This is a genomic window from Microbulbifer echini, from assembly GCF_041447225.1.
In the GTDB taxonomy this organism is placed as follows: domain Bacteria; phylum Pseudomonadota; class Gammaproteobacteria; order Pseudomonadales; family Cellvibrionaceae; genus Microbulbifer; species Microbulbifer echini.
In genome coordinates, this window is record NZ_JBGMEL010000008.1 from 47,103 (window position 1) to 65,248 (window position 18,146).

The 18,146-nt window shown below is 47.4% G+C and carries 15 protein-coding genes; 1 reads left to right on the top strand and 14 read right to left on the bottom strand.

Annotation, left to right across the window (positions count from 1 at the left end; genetic code table 11):
- Positions 1 to 106: 106 nt before the first annotated feature.
- Both ACCI51_RS09570 and ACCI51_RS09575 read right to left on the bottom strand, forming a co-directional pair.
- Positions 107 to 1,585 (bottom strand): arylsulfatase, encoded by a 1,479-nt coding sequence (locus tag ACCI51_RS09570; protein WP_371843492.1) that lies wholly within the window; start codon positions 1,583 to 1,585, stop codon positions 107 to 109.
- Positions 1,586 to 2,065: 480 nt separating this feature from the next.
- Positions 2,066 to 3,094 (bottom strand): HAD family hydrolase, encoded by a 1,029-nt coding sequence (locus ACCI51_RS09575; RefSeq protein ID WP_371843412.1) that lies wholly within the window; start codon positions 3,092 to 3,094, stop codon positions 2,066 to 2,068.
- A 109-nt stretch (positions 3,095 to 3,203) separates the two neighbouring features.
- Between ACCI51_RS09575 and ACCI51_RS09580 the strand changes: the two genes are divergently transcribed.
- On the top strand, positions 3,204 to 5,507 hold the full coding sequence (locus ACCI51_RS09580) for a multiheme c-type cytochrome (protein WP_371843413.1): 2,304 nt from the start codon (positions 3,204 to 3,206) through the stop codon (positions 5,505 to 5,507).
- A 124-nt stretch (positions 5,508 to 5,631) separates the two neighbouring features.
- Here ACCI51_RS09580 and ACCI51_RS09585 read toward each other — a convergent pair whose 3' ends face one another.
- The 12 genes from ACCI51_RS09585 to ACCI51_RS09640 are packed head-to-tail and all read right to left on the bottom strand — an operon-like array spanning position 5,632 to position 18,129.
- Positions 5,632 to 7,032, bottom strand: coding sequence for a hypothetical protein (locus tag ACCI51_RS09585; RefSeq protein ID WP_371843414.1), 1,401 nt, complete (start codon positions 7,030 to 7,032; stop codon positions 5,632 to 5,634).
- A 14-nt stretch (positions 7,033 to 7,046) separates the two neighbouring features.
- The gene (locus tag ACCI51_RS09590) at positions 7,047 to 7,790 is read right to left on the bottom strand and encodes an outer membrane lipoprotein-sorting protein (protein ID WP_299587649.1); all 744 of its coding nucleotides are present in this window, start codon (positions 7,788 to 7,790) and stop codon (positions 7,047 to 7,049) included.
- A gap of 38 nt (positions 7,791 to 7,828) precedes the next feature.
- Entirely contained in the window at positions 7,829 to 9,058 is a 1,230-nt protein-coding gene (locus ACCI51_RS09595; protein ID WP_299587646.1) for an ABC transporter permease, read from the bottom strand.
- Positions 9,055 to 9,765, bottom strand: coding sequence for a hypothetical protein (locus ACCI51_RS09600; RefSeq protein ID WP_299587643.1), 711 nt, complete (start codon positions 9,763 to 9,765; stop codon positions 9,055 to 9,057). The genes ACCI51_RS09595 and ACCI51_RS09600 overlap by 4 nt, the downstream gene beginning before the upstream one ends.
- Positions 9,762 to 10,496, bottom strand: coding sequence for an ABC transporter ATP-binding protein (locus ACCI51_RS09605; RefSeq protein ID WP_299587640.1), 735 nt, complete (start codon positions 10,494 to 10,496; stop codon positions 9,762 to 9,764). The genes ACCI51_RS09600 and ACCI51_RS09605 overlap by 4 nt, the downstream gene beginning before the upstream one ends.
- Positions 10,496 to 11,230, bottom strand: a complete 735-nt coding sequence (locus ACCI51_RS09610; RefSeq protein ID WP_371843415.1) for a hypothetical protein — start codon at positions 11,228 to 11,230, stop codon at positions 10,496 to 10,498. The genes ACCI51_RS09605 and ACCI51_RS09610 overlap by 1 nt, the downstream gene beginning before the upstream one ends.
- Positions 11,231 to 11,250: 20 nt before the next feature.
- Positions 11,251 to 11,505, bottom strand: coding sequence for an acyl carrier protein (locus ACCI51_RS09615; RefSeq protein WP_299587634.1), 255 nt, complete (start codon positions 11,503 to 11,505; stop codon positions 11,251 to 11,253).
- Positions 11,506 to 11,507: 2 nt separating this feature from the next.
- Positions 11,508 to 12,638, bottom strand: a complete 1,131-nt coding sequence (locus ACCI51_RS09620) for a hypothetical protein (protein ID WP_371843416.1) — start codon at positions 12,636 to 12,638, stop codon at positions 11,508 to 11,510.
- Positions 12,635 to 13,549, bottom strand: a complete 915-nt coding sequence (locus ACCI51_RS09625) for an alpha/beta hydrolase (RefSeq protein WP_299587628.1) — start codon at positions 13,547 to 13,549, stop codon at positions 12,635 to 12,637. The genes ACCI51_RS09620 and ACCI51_RS09625 overlap by 4 nt, the downstream gene beginning before the upstream one ends.
- Complete coding sequence (locus ACCI51_RS09630) at positions 13,546 to 15,513, bottom strand: NAD(P)/FAD-dependent oxidoreductase (RefSeq protein ID WP_371843493.1); 1,968 nt, start codon at positions 15,511 to 15,513, stop codon at positions 13,546 to 13,548. Before ACCI51_RS09630 ends, ACCI51_RS09625 begins: the two co-directional genes overlap by 4 nt.
- Positions 15,513 to 17,366, bottom strand: coding sequence for an acyl-CoA dehydrogenase (locus ACCI51_RS09635; protein WP_371843417.1), 1,854 nt, complete (start codon positions 17,364 to 17,366; stop codon positions 15,513 to 15,515). The genes ACCI51_RS09630 and ACCI51_RS09635 overlap by 1 nt, the downstream gene beginning before the upstream one ends.
- Positions 17,359 to 18,129, bottom strand: a complete 771-nt coding sequence (locus ACCI51_RS09640; RefSeq protein WP_299587622.1) for a hypothetical protein — start codon at positions 18,127 to 18,129, stop codon at positions 17,359 to 17,361. The genes ACCI51_RS09635 and ACCI51_RS09640 overlap by 8 nt, the downstream gene beginning before the upstream one ends.
- Positions 18,130 to 18,146: the final 17 nt, after the last annotated feature.

The following is an 18,146-nucleotide window of genomic DNA, read 5'->3' on the forward strand; positions in this document are numbered from 1 at the left end:
TTCTACCGTTTCCTCAATACGGTCGGTTGACAGCGCAATATGAATTTTTCATGTCTTAGCCCACAATTCCCACGCTAATGATTTTACTCGTGCTCTCTCAAATTTCTCAATTGCTACCTCCCGCACCTGCCTCCAACTGTTTCTGTACTTTTTCCAGGTTAAAAGAACCCGGCACCTGGCTAGGTGGGTATTCCTGCATGGTTTGCAAAAATTTTGCAGCGAGATGCTGCATAGGTACCAATACAAAAGCCCGGTCAATAAACCAATCGTCATATGTGTTTGAGTTATGCTGTGCTTTTTCGAAGGGATCCCGACGCAAATTAAATAGTAGGGGAACACGCAATTCTGTAAAGGGCTCACGCCAGACCTCAAATCCCTGGCCCCGATTCTCCAGGAAAATTGCCTTCCAAGGCTCATAGCGCATGGCTACGATCTGACCATCATCATTGACATAGATAAACTCTTTGCGCGGGGACAGCTTTGACTTTCCGGTGAAGTAATCCAGCATATTGTAGCCATCCACATAGTTGCGATACTTCCTACCAATTAACTCTACCCCCCGTTTTAATTGCTCTTTGATATTCGGGTTTCCCCCGGCAGCAGCCAGAGTGGGCAGCCAGTCCTCATGTGAGGCGATGCCAGTTAATGTGGTGCCGGCGGGAAATTTTCCGGGCCAGCGTACAAAAGCTGGCACACGGTAAGCCCCCTCCCAATTTGAATTCTTTTCACTGCGGAAGGGTGTTGTGGCAGCATCGGGCCAGGTATTGAAGTGAGGGCCGTTATCTGTTGAGTAGAATACGATTGTGTTGTCTGCAATTTGCAGACGATCCAGCAGGCTTAACAACTTACCTACCAGGATATCGTGCTCCACCATACCGTCCATATACTCATTACTGTCGGGACCAGCCAGATTTTTGTGTTCTTCCCGCACATGGGTACGAAAGTGCATTCGGGTGGCATTCCACCAAACAAAAAATGGTTTACCGGCTTGGTGCGCACGTTCGATAAAATCGATGGCCGCGGCAAGTGTTTCATCGTCAATGGTTTCCATACGCTTTTTGGTCAGCGGCCCCGTATCTTCGATTGTGCCTCCAGCAAAAGACTTAATAACCCCACGTGGGCCAAATTTTTTACGGAACTCTGGATCTTTGGGGTAGTCGCGATTTTCTGGCTCTTCTTCTGCATTCAGGTGGTAGAGGTTACCGAAGAACTCATCAAAACCGTGATTAGTGGGCAAGTGTTCATCCCGGTCGCCCTGATGATTCTTACCAAACTGTCCGGTGACGTAGCCCAGGCTCTTCATCACCGTGGCGATCGTTGCATCGCTCTCCTGCCAGCCCTCCTTGGCCCCTGGTAGCCCTACCTTGGTCATTCCAGTACGTACCGGCACATTACCAGCCAAGAATGCTGCGCGACCAGCGGTACAGGACTGCTGGCCGTAGTAATCGGTAAATGACAACCCCTCGACCGCCAGCCGATCAATATTTGGGGTGGTATAACCCATCATGCCACGGCTGTTAAAACTGATATTCCAGATGCCAATATCATCGCCCCAAATCACCAAAATATTGGGCTTTTCCGGCATTTGATGTTGCTGGGACTGCGACTGGGGAAGTTCCTCAGATGGCCCCTCAAGCTGCCGCTGTGTCGGCAACTGTTCCTGAGTCTGCGGCGGCTCTTGTTGCTGCTCCTGCGGTTGCGGTTGCGGTTGCGGTTGCGGTTGCGGTTGCGGTTGCGGTTGCGGTTGCGGTTGCGACTGTGCATAGACTTGCCACTGAAGAATGCACAACAGACCAATAACTACAGCCACTCGACGAGACAGCAGGGGGAGAGAAAACATGACGGGCCTCATAAATTGCTTTGCACTCGCTGACTAACTCAAGTCGAGACAAATTTCGTTTGTCCAACCTGTGGAGTGTCCCCCTTTATTGACGCCAAAAAATCCTGGGTACACTTTCCTTTGAGGGACGATATAGCAAGACTAGCCAAGTCTGCTTTAATAGTGGATGTCACGATTCCACAAAGTGAAATACCCGCTAAAATTGCAGAATTAATCTGGTAATAGCTAATTTTGTGCCCCTCGCTTCGAAGTCGTTCTTTTGGCCGGCGGGAAAACCACACTCCAGTCTTTGGCCATATCCACCACAGTCCAGTTATGGTATTTAGCGGCTTTTAGTGCCTTATCCAGATGCCCTACTCTGGATTTACGATCGTATGCCCACTCTCTTTTGGCATCGGTATGGTGAATCAGCATACCAAAACGTGGACCTTTACCAGCGGTGGTCCACTCCAACATCTGCAGATCACCATCGGAGTTACCCACGGCAAAAATTGGACGGCGGCCAATTGCCTGGCTGATACCAATGGGTTTGCCCTCCTTATCATTTACAAATTCAACTTCATCGGTCGCGATTACACGAGGATGTCCATCATCATTCTCATAGCGCGCCTTAAGGCGGCTGCCGATCACTTGCTCTGGTGGGATACCATACAGGCTCTCGGAAAACACCCGTATAAAATCCGTGCCACCACCGGAAACAATAAAAGTTTTAAAGCCCTTAGCTCGCAAGTAATTCAGCAGTTCCCCCATTGGCTGGTAAATCATGTCGCGGTAGTGCTTTCCCGTCAGCGGATTCCTCGCCGTGTTGAGCCAGGAAGTGACAACCCGGTTAAACTCCTCCCTAGTCATATTCGCATGAGTGGCACCAATCATTTTCTCAATTCCGCCTTTACCCTGTGCCAATAAACTCACCATATCCTCATTCAGGATTGCCGCAAAAGGTTGCTCTGTCTTCCACTCTGGATGCTCTGGCGCTAACCGCGTGACCTCATCCTTGGCAAATAGCAATTGAAAATAGGCGGGTTTTTCCGCCCATAGTGTGCCGTCGTTATCGAAAACGGCAATCCGCTGTTCAGGGGGTACATAATCAGGGCTATCTCTTTGAGTAACCCTATCGACGAAATTGACAATGGCAGACTTTGCTGCACTGTTATTCCAGGTAGCCAGCGTCTCACCATTCTGCTCCTGAGCAATAGAAACGTTAACCAGTATAAATGCACTTAAAACAAACAAAACTTGCTTGATCTTACCCATCAAATTTTGTGCTCCTCGCAATTTGCGATCCACCCTTTGGCGTCGTATGAACTAATCTTGGCTGTGCAAATCCGAGCCAATATGGACAAATCAGAACTGCGCAAGAATTATGATAAATATAGCCAGCTATCTTTCCCGCCTGTGTATCCCCTTTGCTGCGTTTCTCTTCGCTGCCTGCGGAGCAGACAGAGGTACAACAGTGGGAGTAAATACACGAAACAATATCGATCCTCCCACAGCAAAGATTAACCCGTTAAATTCACTACCTGACTTACTACCAGCTTATGCGGGCTCAAGCTCTTGCCGCACCTGTCATCAAAAGGAAAACTCTGCCTGGCAAAAATCTCACCATGCATTGGCGATGAACAAGGCAGACGAACGCAGCGTGCTTGGCAACTTTAATCAAGCAACATTCACTTATGAGGGCATTACCTCTTCGTTCTATAAAAAAGGTGGAAACTATTACGTCCAAACTGACACCCTAGACGGCAGTCTAAAAGAATTCCCCATCGCCTATACCTTTGGTGTGGAACCACTGCAGCAATACCTGATTCAATTTCCAGGTGGGCGACTTCAGGCGCTGAGTATTGCCTGGGATAATCGCGCAAAATCGGTGGGAGGGCAGCGCTGGTTCCACCTTTACCCCAGTGCAAGTGTTAAACACACAGATCCCCTGCACTGGAGCAGCATCAACCAGAACTGGAACTTTATGTGCGCCGATTGCCACTCCACCAACTTGCAAAAAAATTATGACCTAAATACCGATACTTTCGATACCAGTTGGTCCGAAATCAATGTCGCTTGTGAATCCTGTCATGGACCCGCCTCAAAACATCTCCAGTGGGCCGAAGATAAACAGTCCGATCTGGAAAATTTTGGCTTTACACTTGCGCTGCATCGAGTCAGTTCGATCAACTGGAAGATGGACATTGAAAGTGGTATTGCCCGGAACGGAAAGACACAGGTATCCCAGGAATTACAGACCTGTGCACAATGCCACTCCAGGCGCACTACTTTCCTACCTGGCGCAGAGGCAGGGAACCAGTTTCTCGACCACTTTAATCCCGCCCTGCTACAGCCACCGCTTTATCACGTCGATGGTCAAATCAATGAAGAGGTCTATGTCTATGGTTCATTTTTGCAAAGCAAAATGTACGCCGCAGGCGTTACCTGTAGTAATTGTCATGATCCGCACGGGCTGCAGCTAGTTAATAGCGGGGATAGTGCCTGTGCCCAATGCCACCTCCCGGAGAAGTTTGCGCAAAGCAGTCATCACCTCCACCCGAGTGATAGCCCCGGCGCAAAATGTGTCAATTGCCATATGCCGGCGAAAAACTATATGCAGGTGGACAGCCGTCGAGATCACAGCTTTCGAATCCCAAGGCCCGATCTCTCCAACAAAATACAGACGCCGAATGCCTGCACCAGTTGCCACCAGGGCAAGACCAACCAGTGGGCCGCTGAGGTCCTACACAAAGCGTTTGGTCCCCCAGACCTGGAGCACTACGGTGAAGCACTACACGCGGGACTTTCTGGCGCAATCAACGCTGAGGAGAAACTCAGTGCGCTGATTTCAGATCCCACTCAACCGGCAATCGCCAGGGCAACCGCCGTGAGTCTGCTGCCTCGGTATCTATCCCGCGGCTCTGCGCAGCTGCTTCAGGCCATTGCCCAGGGCGATGAGCCCCTGCTCAGCCTGGCTCTGGCCCAGTCGCTGGATAGGATACCTACTCAAATACGTCCGGCTCTGGGTATACCCCTATTGTTTGAACGAGAACGCGTAACCCGCTCGCTTGCCGCCAATGCCCTGGTTTCAATACCTATGGATCGCTATCCAGTTTCTGTGCAGAAGCAGTTTTCCCTGGCCCTGCAGGACTATATAGCCTCGGAGCTGTTTAATAGCGACCGGCCGGAGTCTTTAGCCAATCTTGGAGGGCTGCACCGACAGAGAGGCAATAGTACTCAGGCCGAGGCTTTCTATTGGCAAGCTATCAAAAGAGCACCCTACTACGCTCCCGCCTATATCAACCTGGCCGATCTATACCGATCTGAGGGACGGGAGTTAGAGGTCGAGAAATTACTGCGATCGGCTCTGAACCGGTCCGAGGGAAAGGCAGCCATACAGCACTCCCTGGGACTCTCACTCATACGACAGAATCGCCACTCGGAAGCAAACCGGTTCCTGCTTCAGGCGGCAGAAGCCGAAGATACCAGCAGCCGCTATATCTACGTATATGCAATTGCCCTTCACTCCGCCGCAAATTCCAAGCGAGCCCTGGCGGTCCTCGAGAAAGGATTGGAAAGGTTCCCGGCTTCAGAAGAGATACTCCAGGGACTCATCTCTATTCACCGTGAAACAGGCAATTTTGCCAGCGCAAAAAAATACGAAACACAACTTACCGGCAACTATTAATCGAGAGACAATAGACTGCGGTAAATTTCGATCTTATTATTTTCTTATAGGGCAGAGAAACCACTTCCCAGGGAGAATTGTGGTTAGTTCTTTGAAATTGTACATCACTGAAAACCACAAATTATTAGAAGTCGTAATAGAAACTCAAGCGAAACAGGTTTTGACTCGGAATCAAACCGAATTCACAGCTACCACAACCAGTAAATAGCTGCGCCTGTACTCTTGTACTAAAATGCTCGGTCCAGTTTTGGATGAATTCCAGGTTGTGGTATTGACTCTGATCGTCAACATTGTATTGAACACTCTGACGATACTGAAACTTACGCTCTACACGGGTATTACCCCACATAAAAAACAAATATTCTCGCCGCAACTGCCCCATCGAAAGCAGATCATAGCTATCAACCAGGAAGTTAAAAGCTGTGTAAGCTTCCGTGGACTGTAAGCCCAGCTGAGAAAATTTTAGTTCGATGAGATTGAGTTGGGCCAAGTCTACCTGACCGATCAACTGATCCCACTCTTCAGCCTCATATCCATGTTCGTTGTATAGGTATTCCGCAGTAATATCCCAACCATCGTTTAGACTCATCTGGGCACCCAACACAGCTTTCAGGTAACCGCGATCCTGTAAATTGGTGTACTGTATATCGCTGGCCAGTGGCAGTTCCCGTTGCTGCTCCCACGCACCTTCAAAGCGAAGTGTAATATTATCGCGAGCTAATGTGCTTAAACCCAAGGCCGCATTAACCTCTCCACCTTCCAACTGGTGAATTACCAAACGGGTATCCAAATCCCCCTCCCGGTTCAATACTATCGCATACTGCAGGTCACTATCAGTGAATGGCCCATCCAGATTTCGGTCGAGGGTATCTTCCACTTCTGCAGCGTAGAGACCCACATTCCAGTCTCCATAACGCAAATCTAGGTGAGCCATATCCCATCCCTGCTGCTGGGTCAGGTCATCGCTATCTAGATTGGGACGGTCATAGACCGGCTTAAGCAAATTGGCTGGGGACCAATTGTAGCCATTGCTCCACTGGGGCTTGATGCGCCCAACATTAACACCAAAACGACGGCTAGAGGTATAGGAGGATAAATAGCCTTCCAATACGTAAATATTAAACTCATCCGAAGTATCACCAACGTCATCAACTTGATAATCTTCCACAAGAGCAACACGGGTATAAGCCGAAAGGTGGGGACCCGCCGATAGCTGACCACTTAAATCTAACGCCAACTGGGACTCATCTGCAAGAAAAACCAGGTTACCCGGATTAAAGTACTGATCCTTCTTAACACTATTCTGCTGATAATAAGCAATTACAGAAGTATCAAAACCCCAGGAAATAGTATTCGCTAGCGTATCGCCTAGGGAATCCGCCGATGGAGTAACCTGGGAAGATGTATCCAAAAAAGGATCTTCATACTCCTGAGCAACCACTGCTGGAGCAATCACTACTGGAGCTATAGGAAATATTTTTAAGAAAATGGACAGCTTATGCCGAACCAGACCGCGAGTCGCCATGATTTCTCTTACTATTAATTCAGTTTACCCAGGGAAGCCTTTTGAAAAATAGCCTGGTCCAGTTGTTCAAGTCGGTAACCATCAAATTTCATCCAGGTATAGTTGTCCTGCATTAAGGCATCCACCAGCAATAGCTTATGTAATTTCAACTTGCCATCGTAGCGTTTGTATTCTTTGTAAAAAGCGGTTTTCAAGAGACGGCCTGAGCGGGAATAGAATTCACTCTTGAGGGGCTGATGACCCTCGGCCTTAGCCATCCATACTTTCACTTTGGCATAGGCCACCCCAGAGGTGACTGAAGTCAAAGCCAACATCCAGTACTCCTGCCCTTCAAGCGCTTCTTCGCCCACAATTTTTGCACTGTAATCACTGGAAAAGTTAGTACCTACAACATCACCATTACTGGTTTCCCCAATCAAACGTTGGGATGGCGCTATACGGATAACCCGGCGAGTTCCGGGAATATAGAGCCACATATTACTATCTTCTTTGAGCATTGCCCGGCCCTTCTCACGAGCGGGTGACTCGAAGTGAATCAAAGACTTGTCATTATAAACTTTAACACTGAGGGTATTGGTGCGGGGTTCCTTATCCTTTTTATAACTGACATTGGTAATATTGAAGGCAAAACCCTGATCCTTATAACCCCGAACCTCATCAAGTTGATTCACCAGAGATTCAGCCGTGACATCGGCTCTTCCCGGCATACTGAGAGCAAGCAACAACAAAACCAAAAAATCAAAGCGATTTTTTTTCATTACGACACCCAACATCTTTAAAACAATTTGCATCGCTATTAGGTAAACCTCAGCGCATTAACCACCGGTATTCTGGAAGCCTTTACCGCAGGGTAAATACTCGAAATCAGGGAAATTAAGAAACCTAGCGTAAAGGTTTTCATCAAAATTTCTGAAACAACAAATACCCGGATGGGGTAATCTTGGGTACTGCCCGGTGGACGGGGCATCATCCATTCTGCATAGGTGATACCTTTTGCGGCCAGAATTCCAGCGAGTAAACCCAAAAGGCTACCGATGATGCCTAAAAATACCGACTCTAATAGGATCAAGCCAACCACTTGCGTTGGGGTGCCCCCCATAGCTCGAATAGTTCCAATCTCTCTGGTCCGCTCCATTACAGCCATCAACATGGTGTTAGAGATACTCAAAGCAACAATCACCAGGACGATTACCGTAATAAAGCCAAACACACCATTGAACAGCCCCACAACCTGATGGTAGTAACCGGCAAGGTCCCACCAGCTTTTTAATTCCAGATTCAGGTTCTGATCACGGAAGGCTTTTCCCAAATCCTCTGCAGCCATATCGGTCATTTCAGTTTCTTCCAGCAAAACGACCAGCCGAGTCACATCCGTGGTATAGAGTAACTCCTGAGCTAAAGGTAAATTAACTCTTAATAGACGATCGTCCAACGCCTTAACCCCAGTGGTAACTACTCCCGCGATCTGGATGTCAACGGCATTAATCGCTCCATCCTGCGTGCTCGCCAGCAAAGTTAGATGGTCACCTACCTCAGCATTGAGCGCATTAAATAGTCCTTCGCCCAGGTGGGCAGCAGCGGCATCTTCAGGAAACAGATCTTCACCTTGGACAATATGAATTGCGGAGGATAATAATACCTCTTTCTCCGCATCCACCCCGATACCCATTATTGCTATTGACTGCTTTCCATCACTGAGAAGACCATTGAAGTTCAACCGTGGCGCCACGACCAGTGCCTGGGTTTGCTTCTCAATTACATTGCTAATTTGCTCCAGTTTGGCTGAAGGGATCTGATATTTTTCCGGCTCAGCCTTGCCGTACTGATTGTAACCGGCCGCATATATCTGGATATGACCTAACTGTGAGCGGATCATACTTTCGCGCATGCCGTCGTACATTGACTGAACAAAGCCACCGAATACAATCAGACTGGTACATCCAAAAACAACCGCTGCCAGGGTAATTAAACTACGCCGCCCATTTCTAAGAATATTAAGCAGTGCTACCTTCCAACCGAGGATCATAACGAGAGTCTCTCAAGTGACTGTAGAGACTTTTGTGCCCAGTCTGTTTCAGAGTGTGTCACCTTGGTCCAGAGGTTTTTAGCCTGCTCTGACTGTTTATTGCGGCTATAAGCCTGCGCAAGATAGAACTCGACAAATGCCTGGAACTCTTCACCGAACTTGCTACCTATTTGTTGCTGGACTAACTCCAAATCTTCTACCGCGTAACGAGCCCGACGCAAAAATGCGGGCATATTTGCGCAACTGATACCACGCTGCAATCTAGCCCCCAAGTTAAAGGGAGCCTGCTTTACCGCTCGATCCATCATCCGATTCCCCCGTCGGGAAAATAGGGAAAGTTTAGCTAACTGATCGGTATAAAAACTGGAGCGGAAAGAAATAGCTGATCCCAGAGCCGCACTTAACTCCGGGTCACTATCCAAAGATTGCCTGAGTTCAGTCAGTTTTTTTTCTAAGATCTCAATATCTTCAACCTGGGTATCACTGCTGGAGGTTAGCAAGGCCAACTGAGCCAAATAAGCCACTTTGCGTTCTTGAGGCGTAGAATTTCCATCTAACTCTGCAATAAGCTGTACACGCTCTGAATTGGCGGATGGAATTTCTGTAGGCGCCACATATTCTTGCCCCCAAACCTTGGAAAAGGAACCAGACAAAACCAAAAGAACAATCAAATATTTCAAAAAAAAATGCGGAGCAAAAGGCTTCATACCTTCACCTCTAGTTCAGTAATATCGACCCTGTTGTGCCTGTCTAACGGTGATATATTTGTCTGCGAATCTTTGACTAGCTCACCATCCAGAATAGTAATCACTCTGGAGGCTAACCCCGTAACGTAATCATCATGCGTTGAAATGACAAAAGTAACCCCCTGCTCTTTGTTCAATTTTTGAATCAGCGTCATGATATGTTCAGAGGTTTTCGAATCTAAGTTAGCCGTAGGCTCATCAGCTAGCACAATATCTGGTTGTGTCACGATGGCCCTAGCGATGGCCACCCGCTGCATCTGACCACCTGATAGTTGAGTGGGTCTTTGGTTGGCCTGCTGATCAAGGCCAACATCCCTCAACGCCTGCAGAGCTCTTGGTTTAGCCTCTTTAACGCCCCTAAGCGTCAACGGATACATGACGTTTTCCAGGGCGGAGAGTACTGGAATCAAATTAAAGGACTGGAACACAATACCAATATGCCGGTTACGGAATTTCGAACGCTGGTGCTCACCCAACCGCCCAATATTAATGCCCCCAACATGAACAGTACCGGAATCACACTGATCAAGTGCAGACAATATATTCAGTAATGTACTCTTACCACTGCCACTGGGACCTTTCACCGCAAGGAATTCGCCCTTCGCCAATGAAAGGCTGACGTCTTTAAGTGCATCAACCCAGACGTCTCCCATCTTGTAGCGCTTGGAAATGCCGCTAAGTTCAACCAGCATCAGGCTTCGCCCAAAGTAACAAGCAAATGACCTAACTGCTCACACGCTTCCTGCATAGTAGTGGGGCAGGCAGCAAGCCTTTCGGCCTTTTGGTAGTAATCGGCAGCGACGTTGAGCTCGGCACTATTCTCCAGTCCCTTAACCCTATAAGCATTAGCAAGAGCGAGATACACCAGCTGTTTGACTTCAGCGGGCAATGCTTGGGGATCTTCGTCAATTAAGTCCTTAAACCAGTCTTCGTCTTCAAAAACTCGATCAAAATGGCCGCTAATTTCACCGACAAAAGAAAAGGTCAGCAGACGAACCAAACGAACGTTTAAATCGTTGTCAGCCTGAGAAGCCGCCTCATCTACTTGATTCATTGCGTGGCGTAGACGATACAGTTTATAGATGCCCATAACAGGGTCAAACATGGCACCTGCCAGTTTCCCCTCGTTAGAGAAATATACCGCCTTGATCAACATATTATTGGGGTCCTGCTGAAAAGCGTTCCCCAATAGATCGCCTGCTCTCTCGATCTCATTGTGATAACTGTACAACTGCCCCAGCTGAAGCATCAGTTCAGGATCGGGTTGATTTTGATCTAGTTCACTCTTGAGAAATCTCAATTGCTCAGCTTCAGAATCACTATAGGCGATTTTTTTGAAATCAATGGGAGCAGCCCCGGAAAACCAGGCAATGACATTACCGATTAAAAGGCTGCTTATTAAAATTGTTAGCACTTTCTTAAACATGGGCTACTCCCTCAAGAGATTTACATCTCAGCTGAATTCTCAAGCAATTGATTATCCATTTCCCCGAGGGTGGTGTGCTCATCAAACACCAAATTTTCGGGGCTCATTACACCGGGATAGAGTTGCTCACAAATCAATATCACTTCCACAATATTGAGTGAATCCACACCCAGCTCGGCGATGGGAGTATCCGCATCGACAGAATCAACATTCAGCATAAGAGCTATCTGCTCACAGAGTTCCTGTATTTTGCTCTCTACGACTGCTGTAGACATACCTAATCTCCAGTAACATTACCAACTTTTAAAGGATAAAATCGCAACAAATAATCCAGGGTCAAAGCATAGATACAAATATGCTGCTCACCTGAGGAATACTTATATTGCCGTTTAATGATCTTGGCGCTAATCATGGGTGGAATAAAAAACCAGACCCGTGAAAGCCACTGGTTTCCATAAAAAAACACCCTCTGAAAAGACTCATAAACATTGACTATGGGATCATCATCCATAGTAAAAATCGCATCAGCTGTATCCCTCTGAACTTCAGAATCAACAAGTCTGACTTCCTTACCTGCTTCAGCCGCTAAAATATTCAGTTGAAACAGAGTAAACGGGTAATAGAAGCCTTCCGCCAGATAGGTCTCCAGGCTTTGCTCGCGCCCTGTAGCCTCCCAACCAGTCTCAAGCTCCCTTTTTATCTTACTCACATGGGTTTTCAGGTTAATGCCTTCAACCACTCCTGACTTATGCGCACCATTGAAGACATCCGCTCTGTTCAGGCCAAATCCAAAATTCTTTGGCAGGCTCTGTTTGCCCACCTCAAGAATAGGGTCTTCACACGCTATAATTTGCTGAGAAAACTGAGCGTAAAATACATGATCGAAAGGAGAAAATAGGCTTGTAGCCACTGCGGGCAGAAGATTGTAGAGAGATTCTCCCTGGCTTTGCGGCTTCACCAAAGACGCCTTTAAACCTGGATGCTTTAGCAAATCATCATCCAGCCATATCAACTCTTGCGCTGAAATCACTACGTCATCAGCCGGAAAAAGCATCTTCACGTCTTTCAATAGGCTTTTTCTCTCAATAGAGAAGCCGAAATATTCCAACTCAATTAAATAGTGAGGGTCAATTTTATCAGCGCCCACTGCCAAGAAAGGAGGTAAATTTTTTCCAATAAAAAGCCGATCGTTCACCAAGAAATGGTAAAGAGGCAACCTAAATGAATCGTCGAGCCGAATATGAAAACTATTGCGATCTATTCGCTGGATAACACTTGAAGGTGTCTCACTCGAAGAAACCATCGACTTCTTATTTTCGAAGCGGTAAAGCTCTTCTAGGTATAATTCCGCACCTACTGCTAACGGCATCGGCTTCACGCCCGGGATTTGGTAAACCATTTTTTTCACGGGGTCACCTCCAACTGGCGTACTACCACCTTCTCTAACCAACCGGAAATTGGCTTCACCGATGCCGAAATAGCCGACATATGTGTAGCTTTCGGAATTTCTGTTAAATAGGACTCTACCCGTGGAGAGACATACCAATTCATCACTGTATACAAAATATGTGCATCGACCACTTCGTCATGCTCACCTACTGTGATATGACATGGGATGTCGAGGCTGGCAAACAAGTCGGTATATCGCTTGATAGTATAAGCACTGAGCAGATTAAAACTGCAGTCCAAAACCCGACCCTGATTGCCCGCAGCCGACCCAACAGGAGGGAAACTCAGCACTGGCATTCGCCTGAAAACAGGAAAAAGCATTGCTAACCAATACTTCCAAAGGTTTATCTTAGGCAGGTTTTGTTGCTCGGGCCCAGCCATCGGTCGGGTGTGCCGCCTTTTACGAAAATAGCGAATAAAGTACTCAATCCCAGAGGTAGCAATATCGTACTTCCGAGTTTCTTCGGCTTGGGTCAATGGCGGAGCAATCGCAAAAAAACCTACAATGTCCGTAGTACCGTAAATCCCAAGATATCGCAGAGATGCTAGAGAGCCCGCACTGTGACCGCCAAGCACAAAGCGGCACACACCCCTCTCCTTGAGATGCCTAATCAAATCGTGTAGGTCGTCCTGTAATTGATCGGGGTAGTCCAGGTCTCCGGGGCGCCCCTCACTCTTGCCGTGCCCACGCCAATCGGGCAAGCAGATAGTCACACCCTGTCTGTGTAGCATTCGTCCAAACATTAAATACCACTGGCTACTAAAAGTACTGCCGTGCATACAAATAAGTGCAGTCTCAGTATCATCAGCCGGCATCCAGCGAAACGCCAGACTCTTACCATCCCGAGCCTTGAAGAATTCCTGAATCACACAGCCTCCACAACACGATTTTCAGAGACTTGATGTTCCCTGCTCTGTAGCTTTCTTTGGTCGATCACGGAGTCCATAATGCTATCGGGCTGATTGCGCGCAAATGCCAAAAATACCGGCACCATGCTTGGCATAGCAATGTACTCCTGGGTTTGACTCCAAAGAGACTTGGCTTTCTTCGCCAGTTTTTCAAGCTCAGTGTGAGTAAGGTCACCGGACGGATTTATCACTTCTACCAGGTCGGTTCGGAAGGAATCTTCAGTTACCGTGACCTGCACTGGCGATTCAGTTTCATCAGAGAGCAGTTCGGATAATTTGGCCGAGATTTTATTCAGAAGCCAATCTTTATCCTCACTATTAAAATTGGGTTTCTCAAGGAGATCCGGTAATAAAATACTCTGCTGTACTACCATTCTATTAGCGAGCATTGGCAGGTCTAACTTAGCTTCTATCACTTTAAGGAACATCTCAACCCAGAGCTTGACCCTTAAATCAATACGCCATCCATCCTTGCCAGCGGTTCCCATTAAGTACACAAAATATTTGTAATGATCCGCTCCGGACTCGAAAAATCCTTCAGCATTTCGGCGAAAGTAGCGGCCCTCTGATTTGAGTACTTCCGCGGTGTCTATCAATTGTTTTTGCAGTATAAGTTCAAGCGCCATATAGCCCCGGCGCAGGTAGCTTTTACGTAACCAATAATCCTGATTCAGGTAATTGCCAGACATATAGTCCCAAGCAATTTCCAAGAAATAAGCGGCTGTATTATAAGCGAGCAAAGGCGAGCAGAGTTCTCCGCAATCGATAACAGGATACACATTGGCCACATGCGCATAGAGGCCTTGGTAAAACTCTTTTACTGTCTGGTTTGCAACTGGTAATTGCTGATCCAGCATTTGCTGTGCACAGGCTCGATCAGATGCCTTTAGATCCGCGAGAATATACTTGCTAATATGATCATTAAAAAGAGCGATCATATCGCCACCGCCACTAAAAAGCGGATCAAGAAACATAGAGGCAAAGCCCGAGGTAGCCCAGCGATCAGGGAATATAAATTCGTCCGCCCGGTAGGCAAGCTGGCCCCAAGCTTCAAAATCGACAAGCTCCGCACCCTCCAGCAACTCTGCAATTGCCCGATATTCCATCAGGAAATTCAGAAAACTATCGCGTTTGGTGGGCAGTTTCTCAAATTTGTCTTTTTCACCCACGATACCCACACTGGTATAGCCACCACTCAAGGGGATAAACCAAACCCAATACCCTTCACCAGAGAAGTGATTCGTAGATAGGAAGCGTCCAAAGGCGCGACTTCTCCAGGCCTCATCGCCCATGGCGTCGATATCCTGGATATTTTTAAAGCGGCCCCAGGCAGAGAAGTGCTCAGGCACATTTTCCTGACGAGTTAGCTTCTTGTGCTTCTTAGCAAACCGGTTACGTCCACTACAGTCAACCAACCAACGCGCACTGATTTCCGTATTGCGCTCACCGGCAGACAGCTGAATGGTGTGGTGATGATCAGCAGAGCCGATCTTTAGGGACTTTGCTTTTACCCCCATTACAACTTCGATACCGTCTTCACGGTTCATTTCAACCAGATCCGCCTCCAGACGCGCCCTATCCAACTGGAATGCGGGATGAGGCGGAATACTGGTTGTTCCATGCTCACTCATCTCTGCGAGCGACAGGCTGTGATCGGGCGTATCATAGAAAAAGCGCAAACCATTTTTGGGAAGGTGGTTTCTGTATAGGTAATTAACCAGGCCAAGCTGCTTCATAAAGTAATGGCCAGTCATCTCGACGGTAGCTTCTCCCACTTTTCCCCGAAAGCTCTCGCTAGCTTCCACAACAAGGATTGAAACCGCCTGACTACCGCGCCTAATCTGCCGGGCTAGCGTCAATCCGGCCCAACCACCACCAATAATGACAACATCATACTCTTGTTGTATTTCTTCTATTGCCCCCATCACAATGATTCAACCTCGTTGAGAAGAGAATTCCAAACAGAAGAATCCACCGAACAGAATGAATCAGGATCCTGGATAATTTCCATTACCATTCTGGTCCGAGGCAGCTCATTACGGATAAAGAACTTGGCACTCAAAATTTTCGACTCAAAGAAATCAGTATCAGCCTCACCTTGACTCAATCGATTGGAAGCGCTACAGGCCGCCTCCAATAATAGCCAGGCAAGAGTAATATCGCCCATCATATGCAGTATGCGGGTGCTATAGGCAGGTATCTTGAACATTTCCTTTGTTCTTACCCAAACATGCACAGCTTTCAGAACAATTTCTAGATGCTCAAAAGATTCTTGCAAACCCTTGAATTCGCCTTTGAATGTTGGGTAGTCCGCAGCCTTAGCAATAAATGCTTCGATTTCATTTTTATAAATCTGGAATAGTTTACTGGAATTCCCAAGTCCCAGCTTATCTCGAATAAGGTCTTGACTCTGGATATAATTGGTTCCCTCCCAAATCGCAAGAACCTTAACATCCCGAGCATACTGCTCAATACCCAGTTCTTTCAGATACCCCTGGCCACCACAGGTCTGAATAGCCAACTCACAAACTCTCCAAGCCTGATCACTAACATACGCCTTAACCACCGGAGTCAGCAGGTTAACCAGACCCTGATGATGGGTAGCCTCAGCTTTCTTGTCCGCCTGCCCTTCAAAAGTTTTGAGAAAGCTCTCCGAGAGAGTCAATTTTGCGATCAATGCGCGACAACCCTCAACTTTGGATTTCATCTCCAGCAACATACGTTGAACATCCACGTGTTCAACAATATTGACCCTGCTGGCAGTCGCACTGAAACTCTCGTGAAAACGCTTCCCTTGCAAACGCTTACTAGCGTAGGCAAGTGCGTTGTAGTAAGCGGAAGAAGCCATTCCTAACGCGTAAACTCCGGTGCTAATTCGCGCTTGGTTCATTAGTGTTAAGAACTGCAATAGGCCCACATTTTCCCGATCCCCTAATAAGTAAGCCCGGCACGGACCATTCTTACCGAAACTCAGGTGGGTATTAGCACACCCCTTAAAGCCCATCTTATCGGCGAGAGAAAGACATTCGACCTGGTTAAATTCGCCAAGGCTGCCATCTTCCTCAACCCAATATTTGGGTACTATGAAACAGGACAAACCGTAAGTACCCGATCCACTTTTCTCCCCCCTTCCCATGACAAAATATAAGGTGTTTTCGGTGAGATCGTGCATTCCAGCACTGATCAGGTATTTCTCGCCAGTAAGTAGGTAGGTGCCATCTTCTTGCCTGGAAGCCTTGGTATCAACTAGGGAAACATCACTTCCTGCCTGCGGCTCAGTCAAACACAGGCATGAGGTCCATTCCGACCGGGCCAACTTCTCTTTAAACAGAAACTTTTGTATTTCGCTACCATACTTCTCCACTAAAGTGGATGAGGGTAGACAAAAGCCACCATAAGTCATAAAGCTGGGATTAGCTCCCATAAACATTTCCAGAAGCATCTGCATTATGAACGGAGGCAGCTCAGAGTGTTGCTCACCGTCAGTAGAGGCCAAATCCCCCCACTCTTCCTTAAAGCGGCTCCACATCTCAGGGAAAGATGCCGGCAACTGCACTTTGCCATCCACCAGTTGACAGCCTTGCTCATCAGCTTCTTGATAACCTGGTCCAAGTACCTCACAGGCAAATTTTTTCGCTTTTTGAAGTAAATCACTCAAGTTTTCTGCAGAATGCTCGCTATAAAGAGAATGCTCAAAAAGTGCCTTGGTTTGATAGAACTGGTCTTCAATCAGGAATTTAAATTCCCGTAGGTCTGACTTATAAATATTTCTACCCATGCTTGGCTCCTTGATTTTCCAAGAGTGATCGCCAGCTGCCGGAACCCAGCACCCAGTGAAATGTTTGATTGTGTCTTCCCCTATATTTTTTCTGGGGATAGATCAGCGCATTGCGCACATGGGGGAGGTAATCCTGACCAAGCGCATCGCCGATATGTTGCGCAGCGGTAAATTTATTGTACGCATTTTCAAGAGAGAGAGTCTCCGTATGAACTAACCGAGAGAGCAGCTGCTCTTCAGGTTTCAACGCTTTTTGAACCCTAATGCACCCCGCCCGACCACCGCCGCCCAGTGTAAGAAGCCAGAGATCCTCTACGCCAAGATTGAGACAATAGGCCTGAATCTCACCAAGAGGTTTTATACTGAGGTAGTGAAATCCATCATTCTCAATACTGGGTAGCCACTGAGATTTTTCTTCTTGGGAAAATCCCTTTAGCAATCCCTTAGCCCACCGAGACTTAATATCAAAAGAGGCAACCTTAGATGTACGACTAGAATTGGTGGAAATTAATTTCTTAAGATTTTGAACTAACTCATGGGCCCCACTGAGCGAAGGCGCCTGAGATAAAATGTCGCAGCTAGAAATTTGGCAGAGACTTTGCGCATGGTATTGTTTGCTCAACCAGGTGACTGCCACGCCTGTGATCACATCCAATCCATCTTGCCCCGACTTTACACCAATACCCAAAGCATCCAGGCACTCCTGCTGCCGATCTTTGCCAAGCTCCAGATTAATGACGAGAGCATCATCTTCCGGCTGCATGGAATAACTGAGAATTG

Excerpts from the sequence above, each read along its gene's own strand:
- ACCI51_RS09570 (WP_371843492.1), bottom strand. The coding sequence starts at position 1,585 with ATGCCGGAAAAGCCCAATATTTTGGTGATTTGGGGCGATGATATTGGC.
- ACCI51_RS09575 (WP_371843412.1), bottom strand. The coding sequence starts at position 3,094 with ATGGGTAAGATCAAGCAAGTTTTGTTTGTTTTAAGTGCATTTATACTG.
- ACCI51_RS09580 (WP_371843413.1), top strand. The coding sequence starts at position 3,204 with ATGATAAATATAGCCAGCTATCTTTCCCGCCTGTGTATCCCCTTTGCT.
- ACCI51_RS09585 (WP_371843414.1), bottom strand. The coding sequence starts at position 7,032 with ATGGCGACTCGCGGTCTGGTTCGGCATAAGCTGTCCATTTTCTTAAAA.
- ACCI51_RS09590 (WP_299587649.1), bottom strand. The coding sequence starts at position 7,790 with ATGAAAAAAAATCGCTTTGATTTTTTGGTTTTGTTGTTGCTTGCTCTC.
- ACCI51_RS09595 (WP_299587646.1), bottom strand. The coding sequence starts at position 9,058 with ATGATCCTCGGTTGGAAGGTAGCACTGCTTAATATTCTTAGAAATGGG.
- ACCI51_RS09600 (WP_299587643.1), bottom strand. The coding sequence starts at position 9,765 with ATGAAGCCTTTTGCTCCGCATTTTTTTTTGAAATATTTGATTGTTCTT.
- ACCI51_RS09605 (WP_299587640.1), bottom strand. The coding sequence starts at position 10,496 with ATGCTGGTTGAACTTAGCGGCATTTCCAAGCGCTACAAGATGGGAGAC.
- ACCI51_RS09610 (WP_371843415.1), bottom strand. The coding sequence starts at position 11,230 with ATGTTTAAGAAAGTGCTAACAATTTTAATAAGCAGCCTTTTAATCGGT.
- ACCI51_RS09615 (WP_299587634.1), bottom strand. The coding sequence starts at position 11,505 with ATGTCTACAGCAGTCGTAGAGAGCAAAATACAGGAACTCTGTGAGCAG.
- ACCI51_RS09630 (WP_371843493.1), bottom strand. The coding sequence starts at position 15,513 with ATGGGGGCAATAGAAGAAATACAACAAGAGTATGATGTTGTCATTATT.
- ACCI51_RS09635 (WP_371843417.1), bottom strand. The coding sequence starts at position 17,366 with ATGGGTAGAAATATTTATAAGTCAGACCTACGGGAATTTAAATTCCTG.
- ACCI51_RS09640 (WP_299587622.1), bottom strand. The coding sequence starts at position 18,129 with ATGCAGCCGGAAGATGATGCTCTCGTCATTAATCTGGAGCTTGGCAAA.